This is a genomic window from Tomitella gaofuii, assembly GCF_014126825.1.
GTDB classification, from domain to species: Bacteria; Actinomycetota; Actinomycetes; order Mycobacteriales; family Mycobacteriaceae; genus Tomitella; species Tomitella gaofuii.
The window spans coordinates 3,295,881-3,313,652 of record NZ_CP059900.1; the positions used below are offsets into that span (position 1 = coordinate 3,295,881).

The window sequence follows — 17,772 nt, forward strand, 5'->3', positions numbered from 1 at the left end:
CGGGCGTTCCCACGATCAGGACGTTCGCCCAGGGAAGAGGGGTTGCAGTGAGGGCGTTCGACGACCCTCGGATGGATTGATCGAGGACATGGATCGAGGAAACGGTCGACCTTGCCGCAACGGCAGTGATTACGGTCGTTTGTCATGACCATTGCAATGATCGACAGCGCCTCGGACATGGACCGGATCCTGACAGCGGACGCGAAGGATCGCGCCGACCTCATCCGTGACATGTGGGCTCCGATGGCGGGGATGTACCACTTCATCCCCGGCGGCGTGGATATGGCCACCGTGCACCAGCAGAACTTCGGCTTCCGTCCCGACTCCGCGATCGAGCAGGTTCGCGAAGGTCTGGAATCCCTTGTCGCGGCCGATGCGTGGACCCGCATCGAGAAGGCCCTTGAGGACGGCCTCGCAGCGTTGGCGTCCGCCGATCCGGGTGTGAGCATCCCCGACCTGAACGTACTGCTCGTCCTGGGGGATCCGACCAGCAAGCACTTCATCGACGAAGTGCAAGGGATCTCCGGTTTCGGCGGCATCAGCGGCTACATCGCCCTCACCGTCTGGCCCGACTCACGCGTACTCGACCGCCTCGAAGCCATCGCGGTCCACGAACTGCACCACAACGTGCGCTACTCGCCCGGCGGGATCGTGTGGGACCCCCAGACCGTGACTGTCGGCGAGCATGTCGTATCCGAAGGGCTCGCCGACGTTTTCGCGTCCGAGCTGTACGGCGACGCGGGATACACCCACTTCGTGCGCGGCGAAACCCGCTCCGACGACCAGGTCTTGGCGAAGGTCGCGAGCGGTCTGGGCGTCACCGGCATGACAGACTTCGCAGCGTGGGTGCTCGGCGACTCCAGCGCGCGGCTGTTCGGTTCCGAGCCCGTCGGCTTGCCGACCGGGGCCGGCTATGCGGCCGGCGCTCGGCTTGTCCGGGCATACCTCGACGCCACGGGCACCACCGCCGCCGAATCTGTCAGAACGCCCGCCTCCGAGATCCTGCGCATCGCGCTGCCACGGCTGGGGCTGTCCGTCGACGCCGCACACTGAGCAGCACGTCGAACGTCCTCTCCCGGTCAGTACAGCTCGAGGTCAGTCCCGTCCGTCCCGGCCGCCGCGCGCCGATCGAGCCCTGCCGCCCGCCGCGCGGCCCCCTTTCCCGGCGCCCACCACGCCATGAACACCGCTCCTGCCACGGCGACGCAGGCGAGCACGAGTCCCGCACTCGACACGCCGTCGAGGAATGCCCGCTCCGCGACGGACACCAGCGCATCGCCCGACGGCCCGGCCTGTTCGGCCACGGCCAGCGCGCCGGCGAGCGAGTCGCCCACCGGCTCCCGCGCCACCTCCGGTAGGCGATCGAGCACGGGACCGATGCCGTTCGCATATCCGGCCGCCAGCAGGCTCCCCGCCACGGCGATGCCGAGGCTGGCCCCCACCTCCCGGGTGGCGTCGTTGACGGCCGCGGCGACGCCCTGCTTGTCCACGGGCGCCTCCGAGACGATCACGTTGGTGGCGGGCGCCGCGGTGAGGCCCAGCCCGGCGCTCATGATGAGCACCGGCCAGAGCACGTCGACGTAGGTGGAACCGGCGTCGATCGCGCGCAGCACGAATAGCCCGGCCGCGATGGCCGCCATCCCGACCACCATCACGGGCTTGAGCCCCGCCCGCGCCGCGATCCACGGCGACACCATCGCCACCAGCATCAGCGGGGCCATCATCGGGGCGATGGCCAGCGACGCGCCGAAGGGGCTGTACCCCAGCACCAGCTGCAGGTACTGGATGAGGATGAGGAACACCCCGAACGTGACGCCGAACTGCACCGTCAGCGACAGCGCACCGGCCGAGAAACCCCTGCTGCGGAACAGCCGCACGTCCAGCAGCGGCTCGCGCAGGCGCAGCTGCGCCGCCACGAACGCGGCCACCAGCATCAGCCCCACGCCGATGGTCGCGAGTACCGGCGCCGAGGTCCAACCGTGTTCGGGCCCCGAGATGATCCCGAACACGAGAAGCCCCAGGCCCGCGGCCACCAGCACGCTGCCGAGCACGTCGATCCGCGGCGGCACGGGCGAGCGCGATTCCGGGAGCGTCGTCGCGGCGAGCATCATCACCGCGCCGGCCGCGGCCAGCACGACGAAGATCGACTCCCACGACCACACCTGCACCAGCGCGCCGGAACCGACGATGCCCACCACGCCGGCCGCGCCCGCGACCCCGGCCCACAGGCCGATGACGCTCCCCCGGCGGTCCGCGGGCAGCAGCCCTGTCAGCAGCGACAGCGTGGACGGCATGACGGCCGCGGCGCCGACCCCCGCCAGCACGCGGGCGGCAATGATCCACACCGGCTGCTGCACCAGCAGCGGCAGCACCGATCCGGCGGTGAACACGGCGAGCCCGGCGACGAGCACCACCCGGCGACCGTACCGGTCTCCCACCGCGCCGGCGGGCAGCACAAGGCAGGCGAGCGCCAGGGTGTATCCGTCGACGATCCAGGTCAACTGCGCCTGTGTGGCGCCGGTGGACGTGGCGATGTCCGGCAGCGCGGTGTAAAGCGCGGCCATCGAGGCGATGATGATCGTCACCGCGGCACACGCGACGGCGACGATCCACCGGCGCGCGCCGGGTCCCGGCGCGGCCGCCACCACGGCCGCATGCTCGTCCACCACCACGTGCGTCATCGCTATGCTCCCTCAGCCGCTCCAACCCGTCCGCAACTTACGCTACAGACGGTATCGTTTCGATACAAGAAGTGTCGTTTCGGGGGTTGTGACGGTGCGCTCGAGGGAAAGCCGGGCCATACTGACGACGATGATTGCGAAGCAACCGCGCCCCGAACCCGCCGCCGACGGCCCCGGCGAGCCCGCCGAGGAGGACCCTCGGCGTCGGCGCTCGCGGTCGCGCCTGCTCGACGCCGCGACGAACCTCCTCAGCTCCGGCGGGGTGGAGGCCGTCACGGTCGAGGCGGTGACGAAGGCGTCCAAGGTCGCGCGCACCACCCTGTACCGGCACTTCGACAACAGCGCCGCGCTGGTCACCGCGGCCTTCGAACGGCTCATCCCGCCGGTCGCGGCGCCGCCGACGCAGGGAACCACCCGCGAGCGGCTGATCACCTTGATGGACGCCATCGCCGAGTCGATCGAGGGCGCGCCGCTGCATCTGACCGTGTTCGGGTGGCTGGCGATAGGCCCCGACCGCGCCGCGGCGGGCGACACGGATTCCGACCCCGACACCGACACCGCATCGCTGCGCGAACGGGTCGTCTCCCAATACCGCGAGCCGTTCGACGCCCTGCTCGACAGCCCGGAAGTACGCGCGGAGATCGGCGAGTACGACAACACCTTGGCCATGCTGCAGCTGACCGGCCCGCTGGTCTTCGCGCGGCTGGCCGCGCTGCCACCGGTCGACCGCGAACAGCGCGCACGGATCGTCGACGACTTCCTCGCGGCCCGCTCATCCCGAGACTGACCCATCGGCTTGCAGGTCCCGCTTGCCGAGCTGAGCAGAGGCTTGTACGACTTGCCATCTCCACGTGTCATGCGCCCGCCCCTGCATAGCTGGGCGAACTGTGTGATGTAGTCTGCATTTTGCGTGATAAGTGCAGGTACTCGGCCTAGACTGGGGGCAGTCGCCGAAATGACAGGCTTTCGCAAGCGACTCAAAGACGTCATTCACATTGCGGAGGATGCCGGCTGGTCGGTCCGCGAGACGGCCGATGGACATCCTCAACTTGTACCGCCGACGGGCTTGATCGATCCTCGCACCAACCGCCAAGCGCCTCCGGTGACGTTCGGGAAGACCCCTTCCGACCACAGGGGCGACAAGAACGCGAAGGCCCAACTACGTAGGTTAGGGTTGGACATTCCGCACCAGGGGTACACACCGAAGAAGCAGCAAAGGGAGTCGGGCCAATGACCTGGTACAACGTCTCGGTCGTAACCGCGCCGATCGACGATGATGACTGGAGCGCGCTTCGCCGGCTCACCGACCTGGTGCCTGGAACGATCCTTCTTGAAGATCCTCTCGAGCCGCTGCTGATCTTCCCCGTCAGTGAGGAGAATCAGGGGCGCGCCTACCTGTTCGTCGACGGCATTCTCAAGCTCGTAGGCGTCACGCCGGTCAAGGGTGAGATCGAGGAAGGCCCGGTCGAGGCCGAGGATTTCCAGTCGGACTGCCAGGAGACCGCGCCCACGCTGCCGGAAGCGACACGCCGCGTTGCGGAGTGGATGGAGCAGGTTCCACAGTCGCCGGCTGCATGCCACTGATGCGGATATCTGCGTCGCGTCGGCGAGTACGGCTGCCCTGAACCGCGCGCCGACACGGCGTATCCGGCCATCCGTCGTCACCAGAAATCGGATGGCCGGCGCGTTCAAGAGTGCGCGAGAAGGGACTCGAACCCTCACGTCCTAGGACACTGGAACCTAAATCCAGCGCGTCTGCCAGTTCCGCCACTCGCGCGTGCGGGGCTCAGCCTACGGCAGCCCACGCCGCACGCGCGCATCGCGTGCGCCCCGTCACCGTCCCCGGAGCGGCCACGGAGCCGCAGGTCAGGTACCGTCGTGATGTGGCACGAACTCGTCGAGGGCACCGGGTGACACTGATCGTCTTCGTCATCGCCGCCGCCGCCACCTGTCTCGCGCTGGGCTGGTGGCAGTGGGACCGGTACGAGTCGGCGTCCGGCACCGGACAGAACCTCGGCTATGCATTGCAGTGGCCGTTGTTCGCCGCGTTCTGCGTCTACGGCTACCGACGCTTCGTCAAACTCGAGGACCAGCAGGCCGAGATCGTCGACGCCGAGAGCACCGAGGGGTCCGACGACTCCGATGCGGCAGCGACCGCCCCCGTCGGCCCACGGCCCGAGGTGCCTGACTCCGGCCCCGGCAGGCTCGGGCGCCTGCTCGGGCGCGACTCCGCCCCAGCCGTCACCGAGATCCCGGCGGACCTGCTGCCGCAGCGCGGCGCCAACCCCGCGAACACGGCAGGTCCGGCCCCCGCCGAGCATGCAGCCTCGGACCAGCAGCTCCGTGAGTACAACGAATATCTTGCCCAGCTCGATGAGCGCTCTATGAAAGGACGCGGCCGATGACCGAAGCCGAGGACGCAACGCGCCCCGCCCCCGTCGGCGCCGAGGAGCCCGGCCCACTCGCAGCCGAAGAAAGAAAGATCCCCGGCGCACTCCTGCGCTACCGCGCGCTCGCCTGGATCACCGGCGTCTGGCTGCTGGCACTGTGTTTCGAGCTGATCGCCGCCTACGGATTCGGCGTCGAGGGTCTGAGCTGGATCGCCGTCGCCCACGGCTGGATCTACTTCGTCTACCTGCTGATGACGATGGACCTGGCGGTGCGCGTGCGATGGCCTGTTGCCCGTACCCTCGGCACTCTGATCGCGGGGACGATCCCGTTCCTGTCCTTCTATGTCGAGCACATCCGCACCAAGCAGGTCAAGGAACAGTTCGGGCTCAGCTAACTCCGGCTCAGCCGCCGCCTTCATGCCGGCGGCACCCATGCGGGGTCGCGGCCCATCCACGCCACGAGCTTCTGCGTGACGGTGGCGCCGCCCGGAACCCGCACCTCCGGCCCGAAGACGCCCGGCCCGCGCAGCACCTCCTCCGGCATCGGCTCGGCGAGCTTGTAGGAGAACGCGGCGACATCGGCGGGGATCTCCGCGTCGCGGCCCACGCTGTGCACGAGGTCCCACCCGTGCACGAACAGGTCGACCGCCGGGAACGACAGGCCCTCGCGCACCGACCGCGGACCACGCGGCGAGTCCATGACGGCATCCAGGTCCACCCCGTCGATGGCCCCGCGCGCCGGGCCCGCCAGGCCGGCCCACCACGCGTGCGGGTCGCCCTCGACGATGTCGCCGGGCCGGTCCGGGATCGACCACCCCGGTTCCTTCCCGCCTAGCAGGGCCGTGCCGAACCGCACCACGCCGCCCACGTGGCCAAGCACGTCCAGCGCCCGCCAGCCCTCGCACGGCGACGGATTCTGCCACTGGCCCGGCCCCACCGCCTCGACCGCGTCGGTGAAAAAGTGCAGCCCCCGGATGTACACCTCGTCCGCATCGATCGCCATGCCACCCAGGGTTCCACCGCGGCGCCCGGCGCGTGGGCGGAATCGGCGACACGGAACCGGAAATGCAGGCGTCCATCCTCTCCCGTCGGCGCGCCCGCAGGCCCCTACACCTCTGCGAGAGTGCGCAGGATGGGCACCAGTTGCGCCAGCGCCCGCGCCCGGTGCGAGTCGGCGTCCTTCTCCTCGGCGCTCATCTGCGCGGCCGTCCGGCCCTCTCCGGAGGGCACGAACACCGGGTCGTACCCGAAACCGTTGTCGCCGCGCGGCGCACGGGCGATCGCGCCGTGCCATTCGCCGTGCACGGCGGTTTCGTTGACCTCCGGCCCCTCCTCGCCGTCCACGTACTCGTCGGTGGGCACCACCAGCGCGCAGCAGGACACGAACGCCGCCTGGCGCCGGTCGTCCGGCACGTCCGCCAGCTGCGCCAGAAGCAGCGCCGTGTTGGCGGCGTCGTCGCCGTGCGTTCCGCTCCAGCGGGCCGAGAGGACGCCGGGCATGCCGTTCAGCGCCGCCACGGTGAGCCCCGAATCGTCGGCGATGCACGGCAGCCCCGTCGCGCGCGCGCCGTCCTGCGCCTTGACGAGCGCGTTCTCCTCGAACGTCGCCCCGGTCTCGGGGGTCTCCGGGTACCCGGCGACCTCGTCGAGCCCCACCACCTCGAGACCGGTGACACGCGCGGCCGACAGCACCCGGCGCAGTTCCATCAGCTTCTTGGGATTGCGGCTGGCCACCAGGATGCGGCGCATCAGTTGCCGAACGCCTTCTTCTTCGCCGGGGCGGCCGGCTGCGGGAGCGTCCCCGGATACGGCGCGGCGAGCGCCTCGCGCTGGATCGCGAACAGCCGCTCGCAGCCCGCCGTCGCCGAATCGAGCATCGCGTCGAGCGTGGAGCGGGCGAAGGTGGCGCCCTCGCCGGTGCCCTGCACCTCGACGAGCGTCCCCACGTCGGTGGCCACCACGTTCATGTCCACCTCGGCGCGCGAGTCCTCCTCGTAAGGCAGGTCCAGACGCACCCGGCCGTCCACCACGCCCACCGACACCGCGGCGATCGCGCACGACAGCGGCTGCGGATCCGCCAGCCGGCCCGCCGCGTCGAGGTAAGCGACCGCGTCGGCGAGGGCCACATAGGCGCCGGTGATGGACGCAGTGCGCGTGCCGCCGTCCGCCTGCAGCACGTCGCAGTCGATGGCGATGGTGTTCTCCCCCAGCGCCGACAGGTCGATGCACGCGCGCAAGGCCCGGCCCACCAGCCGGCTGATCTCGTGGGTGCGCCCGCCGACCTTGCCGCGCACCGACTCGCGGCCGCTGCGCGTGTGCGTGGACGAGGGGAGCATCGCGTACTCGGCGGTGAGCCAGCCCAGACCGGATCCGCGCCGCCACCGCGGCACGCCCTCCTCCACACTGGCCGTGCACATCACCCGTGTGCGGCCGAACTCCACCAGCACGGAGCCCGCAGGGTGGTCGGTGAAGCCACGGGTGATGGTGATGGGGCGCAGCTCGTCGTCGGCCCTGCCGTCCGTTCGCGTAGTCACAGTCACCCCCCGAGCCTAACGCCCTCGGCGGAGCGCCCCCCGGCGACGGGGCCGTCTCCCCCGACGCCGATCCGCCGGCGGTTTCCGTATGCGCCGCGGCTACCCGTGCGAGGCGAGCCGGTTCGATGCGGAGGCGGGGACGACGTCCGCGACGTAGTCCGGCGAGACGACGTCCACCGGGCCGTCGTACTCGGCGCGGGCCTCGGCGAGGACCTCCGCGCGCGGCGTCCACGGCGGGATGTGCGTGAGCAGCAGCCGCCCCACGCCCGCGCGCTGCGCGATCCGGCCGGCCTCCGTGCCGGACAGGTGCAGCCCCGGGGGCCGCAGCTCGGGCGCGTGCGTCCACGAGGCCTCGCAGAGGAAGACATCGGCTTCCCGCGCGAGTGCGACGACGTCGTCGCACATCGCCGTATCGCCGCTGTAGGCGAGGACGGCACCGTCGGCGGCGGTGATCCGCAGGCCGAAGGACTCCGGCGGATGGCACACCCGCCGCGGCTCCACGGTGAGGCGGCCGACGGTGACGGCGACGCCGTCCTCCCAGGTGTGCAGGTCGATGGTGTCGGACATGTCGTCGACCTCGCCCGCGATCTCCGCGGAGGCGACGCCCAGGCGGTGCGCGGTGTCCGCGGGCCCGTACATCAACGCCCGGCCCGCCGCGGTCCCCGGCCCGTACCGGCGCCACACGAGCAGCCCGGGAACGTCGAGGCAGTGGTCGGCATGCAGGTGGGTGAGCAGCACGACCGCCTCGCACGGGTCCGCGTGCCGCTGCAGCGCGCCCAGCACCCCGCCGCCGAAGTCGAGGACGACTGGCGGCGTGCCCTCGGCCGTGAGGAGGTACCCGGACGCAGGCGAGTCCGGTCCGGTCACGCTGCCGGAGCAACCCAAGACGGTCAACCGCATGGCGGTCATAGTGCCATGACCTCCTGCCGCACACTCATCGACCTCGTGACGATGACGCGTTCGTCACCGTCGCCGCCGCATCTGCGCACGACGTTACACGTGTGCCACGGCGGTGAGAGCGGGTCCGAGGAAGCGTCCCGCGAGCCGCGCGAACTGTTCCGGGTCACCGGTGGCCTGGAACTCCCGGCGCGGGGGTTCTCCGCCGTGCGGGCGCAGCAAGTCGTTCTCGGTCAGTACGCGCAGCACGTCCTTGGCGGTCTCCTCGGCGCTGGAGACCAGCGCCACCTCGTCGCCCATCGCCAGCTGGATGATCCCCGAGAGCAGCGGGTAGTGGGTGCACCCCAGCACCAGCGTGTCCACGTCGGCCTCCTGCAGCGGTGCCAGGTAGGACTGTGCGAGCCCCAGCACCTGGCGTCCGCTGGTGATGCCGCGTTCGACGAAGTCGACGAAGCGCGGGCAGGCCACGGAGGTGATGACGGCGTCGCGCGCGGCGGCGAAGCTGTCCTCGTAGGCGCGCGAGGAGATGGTCGCCGCCGTGCCGATCACGCCGATCCGGCCCGTATGCGTGGTGGCGACGGCGCGGCGCACGGCGGGCAGCACGACCTCGACCACCGGCACCGGATAGCGCTCGCGGGCGTCGCGCAGGCACGCCGCCGAGGCCGTGTTGCATGCGATGACGAGCGCCTTCACCCCGCGGTCGACGAGATCGTCGGCCACCGCCAGGGCGTGCCGGCGCACCTCGGGGATCGTCAGCGGCCCGTACGGCCCGTGGGCCGTGTCGCCGACGTAGCGGATGTGCTCGTCGGGAAGCTGGTCGATGATCGCCCGGGCCACGGTCAATCCGCCGACCCCGGAGTCGAACACCCCGATCGCGCCCTCGTCGCCGTCTGCCACCGCGCCCGGTCCTGCTGTGCTCACTCCCCGATCTTCCCCTGCGCGGTGCGCGCGGCACCGCGCGGGCCGCGGCCCAGCAGCCACGCCGCCACGAACCCGCCGACCGCGCCGGACAGGTGGCCCAGCCACGACACGTGCGGCGACGACGGCAGCACGCCCCACAGCAGCGAGCCGTAGGCGACGAGGATGAGCACGCCGACGACGATGTCGGCCCAGTGCCGGGTGAACACCCCGCGCGCCAGCAGGTAGACGAGCCAGCCGAACACGATCACCGACGCTCCGGCGACCTCCGTGCCGGCGGCGCCGAACAGCCACACCCCCGCGCCGCCGATCACCCACACGATCGCGGTCACGGCGGCGGCCCGTCCCACCCCGGACAGCGCCAGCACGTAGCCCAGCACCAGCAGCGGCAGCGTGTTGGCCAGCAGGTGCGGCCAGCCGAAGTGCAGCAGCGGCGCGAAGACGATCCCCCAGAGCCCGTCCACGGTGCGCGGCTCGATGCCCAGACTGTCGAGGCGGCCGCCCATGATCCAGTCGATCAGCTCCAGGAGGTAGAGCACCGCGACGAAACCGCCCACCGCGACGCCCGCGGACTTCCAGCGTGGCATCGGTGCCGGGGCCCGCCCGCCGGCGCCCGGCACTGCGGGCGGCGGGGAGCTCACCCGATCACCGCGCGGTAGGAGGGGATGCCGGCCACCGATTCGGCGGCGAGCACGGCGTGCACCACGGCGCGCTCGACGCAGTCCGCGGCCGGGCCGCACAGCGCCGTCAGCAGCGCCAGGTCCCCCGGCATCTCCGCGGGCGCCGGCGGGACCGCGCGCCGCCGGATCCGGAGCGCCGGCCGCCTCGTGCATGCCGGTGGCGACGGCGAAGAGCGTGTCGCCGTCCAGCGGCGAGTGCGCCGGGCGGATCGCCCGCGCCAGCCCGTCGTGTGCGACGGCGGCGAGCCTGCGGCACCCTGCCGGAGTCAGGGGGCGTCCGTGGCGACGACGCCGATGGTCGTGTTGAGCACCGTGCCCTTCGCCGCCAGCCCGGCGACGCGGGCGCGGACCTCGGGCCCCGGGTCGCGGCGCAGCCCGGCGAACTCGCCGGCCAGTTCGGCTCCCGTGCCCCACGGCACGCCGGCCGGATCGACGACGCTGCCGACCGGGTTGGCCACCACGAGCGCGCCCACGGTCACGCCGTCGGCCGGTCCGCCGTCGATCACCGCGCTGGCCGACCCGATGCCGCCCTTGAGTCCCCCGGCCCGCGCGCCGACGCCCGCGCCCACGCACCCGGCCGCGTCACCGCCGACGGTGGCGATCGCCGCCGCGCCGGGAGAATCCACCGCACCCGGCCCGCCCTCCGTCGCCCCGCCCGCCGGGGGCGAGTCCGCCGACGCGGCCGCCGCGGCCGCGTATCCGAAGGCGGCGTCCGGACGGTTGTGCCAGCCGCCCACGGGAAGATCGAAGATCACCGCGGCGGGCACGATGGGCACGACCTTGCCGGCGCCGCCCATCGGGATGCCCACGCCCTCGTCCTCCAGGCGGCGCATGACGCCGTCGGCGGCGGCCAGACCGAAAGCGCTGCCGCCGGTGAGCAGGATCGCGTGCGCCCGCTGCACGGTGTGCGCCGGGTCCAGCAGGTCGGTCTCACGGGTTCCCGGTCCCCCGCCGCGCACATCCACCGCCGCCACCGCGCCGCCGGGCGGCATGCGCACCACCGTGCACCCGGTGGCCCAGCCTTCGCCGTCCGACGACCCGTCCGCCGCGCCGACGGTGACGCCCGCGTCCAGCCGGTGGGCGTGCCCCACGCGGATGCCCGGGACGTCGATGAGCGCGTTGGCAGCGCCGGGCATGGCGCCGGTTCCCGTCACTGCATCATCACCTGCACCAGGCTGTCCTGCACCCACGTGGCCCAGTGGTAGATGTCCAGCTCACCGGCGCGCGGGTCGTCGTCGGGCAATTGCTCGGGGGTGTCCGCGTCGATGCCCAGCGCCGCACCCAGCGCCAGCCGCACGTCGTTGAGCGCGGTCACCCAGGAATCGGCCTGCTCCGGCGTCAGCGTGACCCGGCCGCCGCCCTGTGGCAACGACGCGAGCATCTCCCGCGCCACCCGCCGCTTCTCCGCGATGATGTCCAACTCGTGCAGGCTGCGCAGCGCGCCGTTGAGGTCCGCGCCCTCCACCGGGTCGGCCCCTTTGTCGTGCTCGGGCCGGTGGAAGTCCGGCAGCAGGCGGGCCAGGACCGGGTCGCTGGGCGCTTCGTTGCTGCCCGACTGCATACCGGTGAGCGCGGCGAGGTCGTCCTGCGGTGTCTCCTGTTCCCGCGCGTCGAGCATCCCCACCACCGACGTCACCATCGAGCGGAGCACCGCCGCCTCGTGGTCGCTGATGTCGGATCGGAACCGCACGCCCCCCAGCGAATGCTTCCTCGTCCACTCACGCACTTGGGTTCCCGACTCCGATCAGTTCGTATCGCGGATCAGCCCGCCCAGCTTATTCGCCCCGTTGCTCATTCGCCCCGTTGCATCGTCGCCCATAAACCGGCGGCGTGCAGGCGACGGACGTCGTTCTCCATCTTGTCGCGGCCGCCGGAGCTGACAACCGCCTTGCCCTCGTTGTGCACCTTCATCATCAGCTCGTTCGCCTTCTCCTTGCTGTAGCCGAACAGCTTCTGGAAGACGAACGCCACATAGTGCATGAGGTTCACCGGATCGTCCCACACGATGGTCACCCAGGGTTGGTCGATCTCCTCGAGCTCGTCGAGTTCCTCGTCCACCTGCGGTTCCGCGACGGGTGCGCTGGGCATCGGTGCAGCCATGCCCCAAGGGTACGGCGCGCCACCGCCCCGGGCTACGGGCCCGCCGAACCCGTGGGACCGTGGCCTGCGCCCCTCCACACCTCTTCGCGACCGGATTCTGGCGCGCCGCGCGCCGGGGGCCTTAGGTTGAGGGGGTGACCCCGTCTTCCGCCCCCGCCGCGCATGCGGACAGCACCGCGCTGCTCACGGACATGTACGAGCTGACCATGCTCCGCGCCGCGCTCGCGGACGGGACGGCGCACCGGCGCTGCGCCTTCGAGGTGTTCGCCCGGCGGCTTCCCGACGGACGGCGCTACGGGATCGTCGGCGGCACCGGACGCCTGCTCGACGCGCTGGCGCACTTCCGTTTCGGCGACGCCGAGCTGGAGCCGCTGCGCGGGGTCCTCGACACCCGCACCCTTGAATGGCTCGAGGGGTTCCGGTTCTCCGGCGACATCGACGGCTACCGGGAGGGCGAGCTGTATTTCCCGGGGTCGCCGATCCTGTCGGTGCGCGGCACGTTCGCCGAGTGCGTCGTGCTGGAGACGCTGGTGCTGTCGATACTCAACCACGATTCGGCCATCGTCTCGGCGGCCGCGCGCATGGCCCACGCGGCGGGTTCGCGCACCTTGATCGAGATGGGGTCGCGACGCACGCACGAGCAGGCCGCGGTGGCCGCCGCGCGCGCCGCCTACGTGGGCGGCTTCGACACCACCTCCAACCTCGAGGCCGTGCGCCGCCACGGCATCCCCGGCGCCGGGACCAGCGCGCACGCGTTCACCCTGCTGCACACCACAGGGGAAGGGCCGGACGAGTCGGCAGCCTTCCGCGCGCAGGTGGCGGCCTTGGGCACCGGGACCACCCTGCTGGTGGACACCTACGACATCGCCGAGGGCGTCCGGCGGGCGATCGCAGTGGCGGGCACCGGGCTGGGCGCCGTGCGCATCGACTCGGGCGACCTGGGCGAGATGGCCCGGCAGGTGCGCACCCAGCTCGACGGTCTCGGCGCCACCGGCACGAAGATCGTCGTCTCCGGCGACCTCGACGAGTACGGGATCGCCGCCCTGCGCGCCGAACCCGTCGACGCCTACGGGGTGGGCACGTCGCTGGTCACCGGCTCGGGCGCCCCCACCGCCGGCATGGTGTACAAGCTCGTCGAGGTCGACGGCGTCCCCGTCGCCAAGCGCAGCACGGACAAGACCTCGCGCGGCGGCGCCAAGCGGGCCGTGCGCGCCGTGCGCCCCACCGGCACGATCGTCGAGGAGATCGTCTACCGGGCCGGCGCCGGCTTCTCCGACCCGCACGACGCCGGAGACCTCGCGGGGCCGGGCCTGCACGCCGAGCACCTGCTGCGGCCGCTGGTGCGCGGAGGTGCGCCGGCGCCCGGGTTCGCCGGAATCGACGGTGCACGCGCCCTGGTGGCGGACCGGCTCACAGGCCTGCCGTGGGAGGGTCTGCGGCTCACGCACGGTCTGCCCGCGGTGACGACCCGGTTTCTGCCCTGACCACGGCCGCCGGAATCGGGTTCCGCCCGGTCGGTGGACTGCACTCCGGCCCGCGCGCACAGTGGAGGCATACCCGCAGGCGAAGGAGCACCGCATGACCGCCGACACCCGGGCCACGCCCGCAACGCGCCGCGAGCACCGGTCCCTGATCATCGTCGACGTCCAGAACGACTTCTGCGAGGGCGGCACACTGGCGGTGCCGGGCGGGGCGGCGGTCGCCGCATCGATCCGCCGATACTTGACGGAACACCGCCCCGAGTACTCCGCCGTCGTCGCCACCCGCGATCACCACATCGACCCCGGCCGGCACTTCGCCGCCGCCGGCACGGAACCGGACTACGTCACCACCTGGCCGGTCCACTGCCGCGCCCACACGCCCGGTGCCGATCCGCACCCGGAGCTCGGCGATCCCCCGCTCGACGCCGTCTTCTACTCGGGCCAGTACGACGACGGCTACTCCGGCTTCGACGGCACCACCGATGCCGATCTGGACGGAGACGACGGCGTTGCGCTCGGCGACTGGCTGCGCGGGCGCGGCATCGACACCGTCGACGTCGTCGGGATCGCGACGGACCACTGCGTGCGCGCGACCGCTCTGGACGCCGCGGCGGCGGGATTCCCCACGCGCGTCCTGCTCGAGCACACCGCGGGCGTCGCGGCGGACACCGTGACGGCGGCGCTCGAGCAGATGCGCGCTGCGGGCGTGGAACTGGTGGGCACGGTCCCAGGGCGATGACCTGGTGATGAGGCTCCGACGGGGACCGCCGCCGCCCCGGAACGCCGTTGTACAGCACGTTCGGGTGATTCGCGCGCATCTCTTCCAGGACGGATACCCGTGGACCGGCCGTTACCGGACAGTCGACATGTCCACAGGGGTCCCGAGTCACGTGTAGAGCCGGCAGCTTGGAATCAGGGGTCCATGCTCAGCAGCTCCGACCTGGGCGTCTACGTGCCGCGCCCGGAATACTTGCTCCCGGTGTTCCGTGAGTTCACGATACCGCGGCCATGTGCATCGGAGAGTCCTGCGCGGCCGCGTGAGGGCGGGAGAAGGGACCGACGACCAGCATCGGGCGACCCCGGCGTGAACGGATAGGCTCGGGTGATGCCGCAGCCTGCCGTCGACGCCGACACCAGTGGCACCGACGCCACTGCCACAGATTCCCCTGCCACCGCCGCCACCGGCACCGCGGAGGCGGCACCCGACGGGACCGTTCCGGCAACGGTCGCAGGCCTGCTCGACCTCGCCGTCGCGTCGGTCGGCGGAGCCCGGCGGCCCGGGCAGATCCGAATGGCGTCGGCCGTGGAACACGCCATCGACACCGGCGAGCACCTGGCCGTGCAGGCGGGCACCGGTACCGGAAAGTCGTTGGCCTACCTGGTCCCGGCGGTGGTGCACGCGGTCCGCACCGGCCGCACGGTGGTGGTCTCCACCGCGACCATCGCACTGCAGCGTCAGCTGGTGGAGCGCGATCTGCCGCGCCTCGCCGACGCCCTGGCGCCCGCGCTGCCCCGGCGCCCCGAGTTCGCCATCCTCAAGGGCCGCGGCAACTACCTGTGCCTCAACAAGCTGTCGTCGGGCGCGGCGGACGAACAGCCGGACGAGGAGCTGTTCGACCCGTTCGCCGTCTCCCGCTTGGGCCGCGAGGTCAAGCGGCTGCGGGAATGGTCCGACGAGACCGACACGGGCGACCGCGACGACCTGGCCCCCGGCGTCACCGATATGGCCTGGCGACAGGCCAGCGTCGGCGCGCGCGAATGCCTGGGCGCGTCGCGCTGCCCGCACGGCTCCGACTGCTTCGCCGAGCGCGCGCGTGCCGCCGCGGGCGGGGCCGACGTCGTCGTCACGAATCACGCGCTGCTGGCGATCGACGCCATCACCGGCGTCCCGGTGCTGCCTGAGCACGATGTGGTGATCATCGACGAGGCGCATGAGCTGGTGGACCGCGTCACCGGGGTGGCGACCGCCGAGCTCACCGGGCCCGCCGTGGCGGCCGCGGTCAAGCGGTGCGCGCGCCTGATCGAGGAGCAGGATTCCGACCGGCTGCAGGAGGCCGGGGAGAACCTGGCCGCCGCCCTGTCCGACTGCCCCGAGGGCGCGTGGCAGCGCGTGCCGGGCGCGGCGGGGTCCGCGCTCGCCGCGTTGCGTGACGCCGCGTGGGCGGCGCGCACCGCGATCGGCCCCGTCAAGCAGGGGATGACGGCGTCGGACCCCGAGGCGGCCGCAGCCCGCACCGCCGCGCTGGGCCAGCTGGACGAGCTGCACGACACCGCCGTGCGCGTGCTCGGCGCGTTCGACGATCCGGATCCGGCCCGGCGGCGGGACGTGGTGTGGCTGGCCGACGAGGAACGCCGGGGGCACGTGGTGCGCGTGGCGCCGCTGTCCGTGGCCGGGATGCTGCGCGCCCGGTTGTTCGGTGAGGCGACGACCATCCTCACTTCCGCCACTCTCACGGTGGGCGGATCCTTCGACGGCCTGGCCATCGACTGGGGCCTGCCTCCGGCCGCCCAGTCCCCCGCCGTCCGCACGATCGACCCGGATCTTGCCACGGGCAAGGAGGCGCCCGCGGACACGCCCGATTCCGAGCGAGCCGCCGCCGTCCGGTGGAGTTCGCTCGACGTCGGCTCGCCGTTCGATCACGCACGGGCCGGCATCCTCTACGTGGCCGCGCACCTGCCGCCGCCGGGACGCGACGGGCAGTCGACGGCGCTCCTCGACGAGATCGCCGGCCTCGTCTCCTCGGCCGGGGGTCGCACCCTCGGCCTGTTCTCGTCCATGCGCGCCGCCCGCGCCGCGGCGGAGGCGATGCGCGAACGGCTCGACACACCGGTGCTCTGCCAGGGCGAGGACTCCACCGGGCAACTGGTGCGCAGGTTCGCCGACGATCCGGCCACGTCGCTGTTCGGCACGCTCTCACTGTGGCAGGGGGTGGACGTGCCCGGTCCGTCGCTGTCGCTGGTGCTCATCGACCGCATCCCGTTCCCGCGGCCGGACGACCCGCTGCTGGGCGCCCGCCAGCGGGCCGTCGAATCGCGCGGCGGCAACGGGTTCATGGCCATCGCCGCCAACCATGCGGCGCTGCTGCTGGCACAGGGCGTCGGCCGCCTGTTGCGCAGCACCACCGACCGCGGTGTCGTCGCAGTCCTCGACTCGCGCCTGGCCACGGCGCGCTACGGCGGCTATTTGCGCGCGTCTCTGCCGCCGTTCTGGGAAACCAAGGACGGCGACGCGGTGCGCGGCGCGTTGACACGGCTCGGCGCCGGCTGACCGAGGCCCCCTACGGCAGGCCGTGCAGCTCGGCGATCACCGTCATCGACCCCGGCGCCACCTCGGTGAAGCCTGCGTCGCGCACCGCCACGGCCTCCCCTGCGCGCACCTGCTCTTGCAGCCGCGCCCACTGCTCCGGAGCCGCGTCGCGGACGCTGCAGGCGTAGTCGCGCCGCGCCCAGTTCCGCACCTGCTCGAAGGTCATGGCGCCCGCGAGGAGCATGGCCGCATGTCCCGCCTGCGCCGCCGCCTTGCCGGTGGACATGCCCAGCGCTGCGTCGATCCAGATGACGGGCAGCTTGGCGGCGGGCTCGCCCGGGTCGTCCTCGGGCAGGTCCGTGCCGCTGATCTGCAGCTTCTTCACCCGCGGGTCCAGCTGGCCGACGGGCCCGGGAACCAGTGCCCGCGCCTCGGCTCCCCCGCACGCCGCGGTGATCCCCGGGAGCGCCTGCACGTCCTCCCACTGCTTGCCGCGGGCGCGTCGCGTCACCTTGCGGATGCGCGCGCCCACCCAGGCGTGCACGGCCGAGCCCCACTCGCCGCCCGGCCCGCTCCGCTCGTCCAGGCACAGTGCGACCGCGACGGTGGCGGCGGCCGCGAGCAGTTCGCTGCGCGCCGGAGGGTCGCGCTTCTCGATGCGCAGCACCACCTGCATCGCCAGGACGTCCGCGGGGTCCGCCGGGTCGGCCGCCGAGCCGTGGCCGCGGGCGAGCACCCCGTGGCGGGCCTCGAAGGTGTTGGTCAGGACGGCCTGGTGCGCCTCGTGCGACGAGGGCGCGTTCTCGCCCGCATCACCACCGCGCAGCCACCGCCATGCCTTTTG

18 protein-coding genes, 1 tRNA gene and 1 pseudogene are annotated in these 17,772 nt (G+C 72.3%); 8 read left to right on the top strand and 12 right to left on the bottom strand.

Features of this window, described 5'->3' with window-relative positions; genetic code table 11:
- The first annotated feature begins 144 nt into the window (after positions 1–144).
- The gene (locus tag H4F70_RS15365) at positions 145–1,053 is read left to right on the top strand and encodes a DUF2268 domain-containing putative Zn-dependent protease (protein WP_182357812.1); all 909 of its coding nucleotides are present in this window, start codon (positions 145–147) and stop codon (positions 1,051–1,053) included.
- A gap of 26 nt (positions 1,054–1,079) precedes the next feature.
- Here the strand turns inward: H4F70_RS15365 and H4F70_RS15370 are convergent, their stop codons facing one another.
- Positions 1,080–2,681, bottom strand: a complete 1,602-nt coding sequence (locus H4F70_RS15370; RefSeq protein WP_182357813.1) for an MFS transporter — start codon at positions 2,679–2,681, stop codon at positions 1,080–1,082.
- Between the two features lie 130 nt (positions 2,682–2,811).
- Between H4F70_RS15370 and H4F70_RS15375 the strand changes: the two genes are divergently transcribed.
- On the top strand, positions 2,812–3,468 hold the full coding sequence (locus H4F70_RS15375) for a TetR/AcrR family transcriptional regulator (protein WP_182357814.1): 657 nt from the start codon (positions 2,812–2,814) through the stop codon (positions 3,466–3,468).
- A 443-nt stretch (positions 3,469–3,911) separates the two neighbouring features.
- A complete protein-coding gene (locus tag H4F70_RS15380) occupies positions 3,912–4,265 on the top strand; it encodes a hypothetical protein (protein WP_182357815.1) in 354 nt (117 codons plus the stop codon).
- Between the two features lie 111 nt (positions 4,266–4,376).
- Here H4F70_RS15380 and H4F70_RS15385 read toward each other — a convergent pair.
- Positions 4,377–4,458 (bottom strand) — tRNA-Leu (locus H4F70_RS15385).
- A 106-nt stretch (positions 4,459–4,564) separates the two neighbouring features.
- Between H4F70_RS15385 and H4F70_RS21225 the strand changes: the two genes are divergently transcribed.
- Complete coding sequence (locus tag H4F70_RS21225; RefSeq protein WP_182357816.1) at positions 4,565–5,086, top strand: transcriptional regulator; 522 nt, start codon at positions 4,565–4,567, stop codon at positions 5,084–5,086.
- Positions 5,083–5,466, top strand: coding sequence for a DUF3817 domain-containing protein (locus H4F70_RS15395; RefSeq protein WP_182357817.1), 384 nt, complete (start codon positions 5,083–5,085; stop codon positions 5,464–5,466). Before H4F70_RS21225 ends, H4F70_RS15395 begins: the two co-directional genes overlap by 4 nt.
- Positions 5,467–5,486: 20 nt before the next feature.
- Here the strand turns inward: H4F70_RS15395 and H4F70_RS15400 are convergent, their stop codons facing one another.
- From H4F70_RS15400 to clpS, 9 genes and pseudogenes are all read right to left on the bottom strand, one after another.
- Complete coding sequence (locus H4F70_RS15400) at positions 5,487–6,074, bottom strand: TIGR03086 family metal-binding protein (protein WP_182357818.1); 588 nt, start codon at positions 6,072–6,074, stop codon at positions 5,487–5,489.
- Positions 6,075–6,178: 104 nt separating this feature from the next.
- Positions 6,179–6,820 carry an RdgB/HAM1 family non-canonical purine NTP pyrophosphatase gene (gene rdgB / locus H4F70_RS15405; protein ID WP_182357819.1) on the bottom strand — a complete coding sequence of 214 codons (642 nt, stop codon included), beginning with the start codon at positions 6,818–6,820 and terminating at the stop codon, positions 6,179–6,181.
- Entirely contained in the window at positions 6,820–7,605 is a 786-nt protein-coding gene (gene rph, locus H4F70_RS15410) for a ribonuclease PH (RefSeq protein ID WP_182360446.1), read from the bottom strand. The genes rdgB and rph overlap by 1 nt, the downstream gene beginning before the upstream one ends.
- Positions 7,606–7,704: 99 nt before the next feature.
- Positions 7,705–8,505, bottom strand: coding sequence for a cyclic nucleotide-degrading phosphodiesterase (locus H4F70_RS15415; protein ID WP_182357820.1), 801 nt, complete (start codon positions 8,503–8,505; stop codon positions 7,705–7,707).
- A 93-nt stretch (positions 8,506–8,598) separates the two neighbouring features.
- A complete protein-coding gene (gene murI / locus H4F70_RS15420; RefSeq protein WP_372497586.1) occupies positions 8,599–9,399 on the bottom strand; it encodes a glutamate racemase in 801 nt (266 codons plus the stop codon).
- A 20-nt stretch (positions 9,400–9,419) separates the two neighbouring features.
- Positions 9,420–10,007 (bottom strand): rhomboid family protein, encoded by a 588-nt coding sequence (locus H4F70_RS15425; RefSeq protein ID WP_182360447.1) that lies wholly within the window; start codon positions 10,005–10,007, stop codon positions 9,420–9,422.
- Between the two features lie 50 nt (positions 10,008–10,057).
- Positions 10,058–11,236 (bottom strand): annotated as a pseudogene (locus H4F70_RS15430) (P1 family peptidase).
- A gap of 14 nt (positions 11,237–11,250) precedes the next feature.
- Positions 11,251–11,826, bottom strand: coding sequence for an oxidative stress transcriptional regulator AosR (gene aosR, locus H4F70_RS15435; protein WP_182357821.1), 576 nt, complete (start codon positions 11,824–11,826; stop codon positions 11,251–11,253).
- 65 nt (positions 11,827–11,891) lie between these two features.
- Positions 11,892–12,188 (bottom strand): ATP-dependent Clp protease adapter ClpS, encoded by a 297-nt coding sequence (gene clpS, locus H4F70_RS15440; protein ID WP_182346976.1) that lies wholly within the window; start codon positions 12,186–12,188, stop codon positions 11,892–11,894.
- 203 nt (positions 12,189–12,391) lie between these two features.
- Here clpS and H4F70_RS15445 point away from each other — a divergent pair, with 203 nt between their 5' ends.
- The 3 genes from H4F70_RS15445 (at position 12,392) to H4F70_RS15455 (ending at position 16,949) form a co-directional block, all read left to right on the top strand.
- Complete coding sequence (locus H4F70_RS15445; RefSeq protein WP_182360448.1) at positions 12,392–13,684, top strand: nicotinate phosphoribosyltransferase; 1,293 nt, start codon at positions 12,392–12,394, stop codon at positions 13,682–13,684.
- Positions 13,685–13,778: 94 nt separating this feature from the next.
- A complete protein-coding gene (locus tag H4F70_RS15450) occupies positions 13,779–14,420 on the top strand; it encodes an isochorismatase family protein (protein WP_182357822.1) in 642 nt (213 codons plus the stop codon).
- Between the two features lie 366 nt (positions 14,421–14,786).
- Positions 14,787–16,949, top strand: a complete 2,163-nt coding sequence (locus H4F70_RS15455) for an ATP-dependent DNA helicase (RefSeq protein WP_182357823.1) — start codon at positions 14,787–14,789, stop codon at positions 16,947–16,949.
- A gap of 10 nt (positions 16,950–16,959) precedes the next feature.
- Here the strand turns inward: H4F70_RS15455 and H4F70_RS15460 are convergent, their stop codons facing one another.
- A complete protein-coding gene (locus tag H4F70_RS15460; protein ID WP_235681578.1) occupies positions 16,960–17,694 on the bottom strand; it encodes a peptidyl-tRNA hydrolase in 735 nt (244 codons plus the stop codon).
- Between the last annotated feature and the right edge of the window lie 78 nt (positions 17,695–17,772).

Excerpts from the sequence above, each read along its gene's own strand:
- H4F70_RS15365 (WP_182357812.1), top strand. The coding sequence starts at position 145 with ATGACCATTGCAATGATCGACAGCGCCTCGGACATGGACCGGATCCTG.
- H4F70_RS15370 (WP_182357813.1), bottom strand. The coding sequence starts at position 2,681 with ATGACGCACGTGGTGGTGGACGAGCATGCGGCCGTGGTGGCGGCCGCG.
- H4F70_RS15375 (WP_182357814.1), top strand. The coding sequence starts at position 2,812 with ATGATTGCGAAGCAACCGCGCCCCGAACCCGCCGCCGACGGCCCCGGC.
- H4F70_RS15380 (WP_182357815.1), top strand. The coding sequence starts at position 3,912 with ATGACCTGGTACAACGTCTCGGTCGTAACCGCGCCGATCGACGATGAT.
- H4F70_RS15395 (WP_182357817.1), top strand. The coding sequence starts at position 5,083 with ATGACCGAAGCCGAGGACGCAACGCGCCCCGCCCCCGTCGGCGCCGAG.
- H4F70_RS15400 (WP_182357818.1), bottom strand. The coding sequence starts at position 6,074 with ATGGCGATCGATGCGGACGAGGTGTACATCCGGGGGCTGCACTTTTTC.
- rdgB (WP_182357819.1), bottom strand. The coding sequence starts at position 6,820 with ATGCGCCGCATCCTGGTGGCCAGCCGCAATCCCAAGAAGCTGATGGAA.
- H4F70_RS15415 (WP_182357820.1), bottom strand. The coding sequence starts at position 8,505 with ATGCGGTTGACCGTCTTGGGTTGCTCCGGCAGCGTGACCGGACCGGAC.
- H4F70_RS15425 (WP_182360447.1), bottom strand. The coding sequence starts at position 10,007 with ATGCCACGCTGGAAGTCCGCGGGCGTCGCGGTGGGCGGTTTCGTCGCG.
- clpS (WP_182346976.1), bottom strand. The coding sequence starts at position 12,188 with ATGCCCAGCGCACCCGTCGCGGAACCGCAGGTGGACGAGGAACTCGAC.
- H4F70_RS15445 (WP_182360448.1), top strand. The coding sequence starts at position 12,392 with ATGTACGAGCTGACCATGCTCCGCGCCGCGCTCGCGGACGGGACGGCG.
- H4F70_RS15450 (WP_182357822.1), top strand. The coding sequence starts at position 13,779 with ATGACCGCCGACACCCGGGCCACGCCCGCAACGCGCCGCGAGCACCGG.
- H4F70_RS15455 (WP_182357823.1), top strand. The coding sequence starts at position 14,787 with ATGCCGCAGCCTGCCGTCGACGCCGACACCAGTGGCACCGACGCCACT.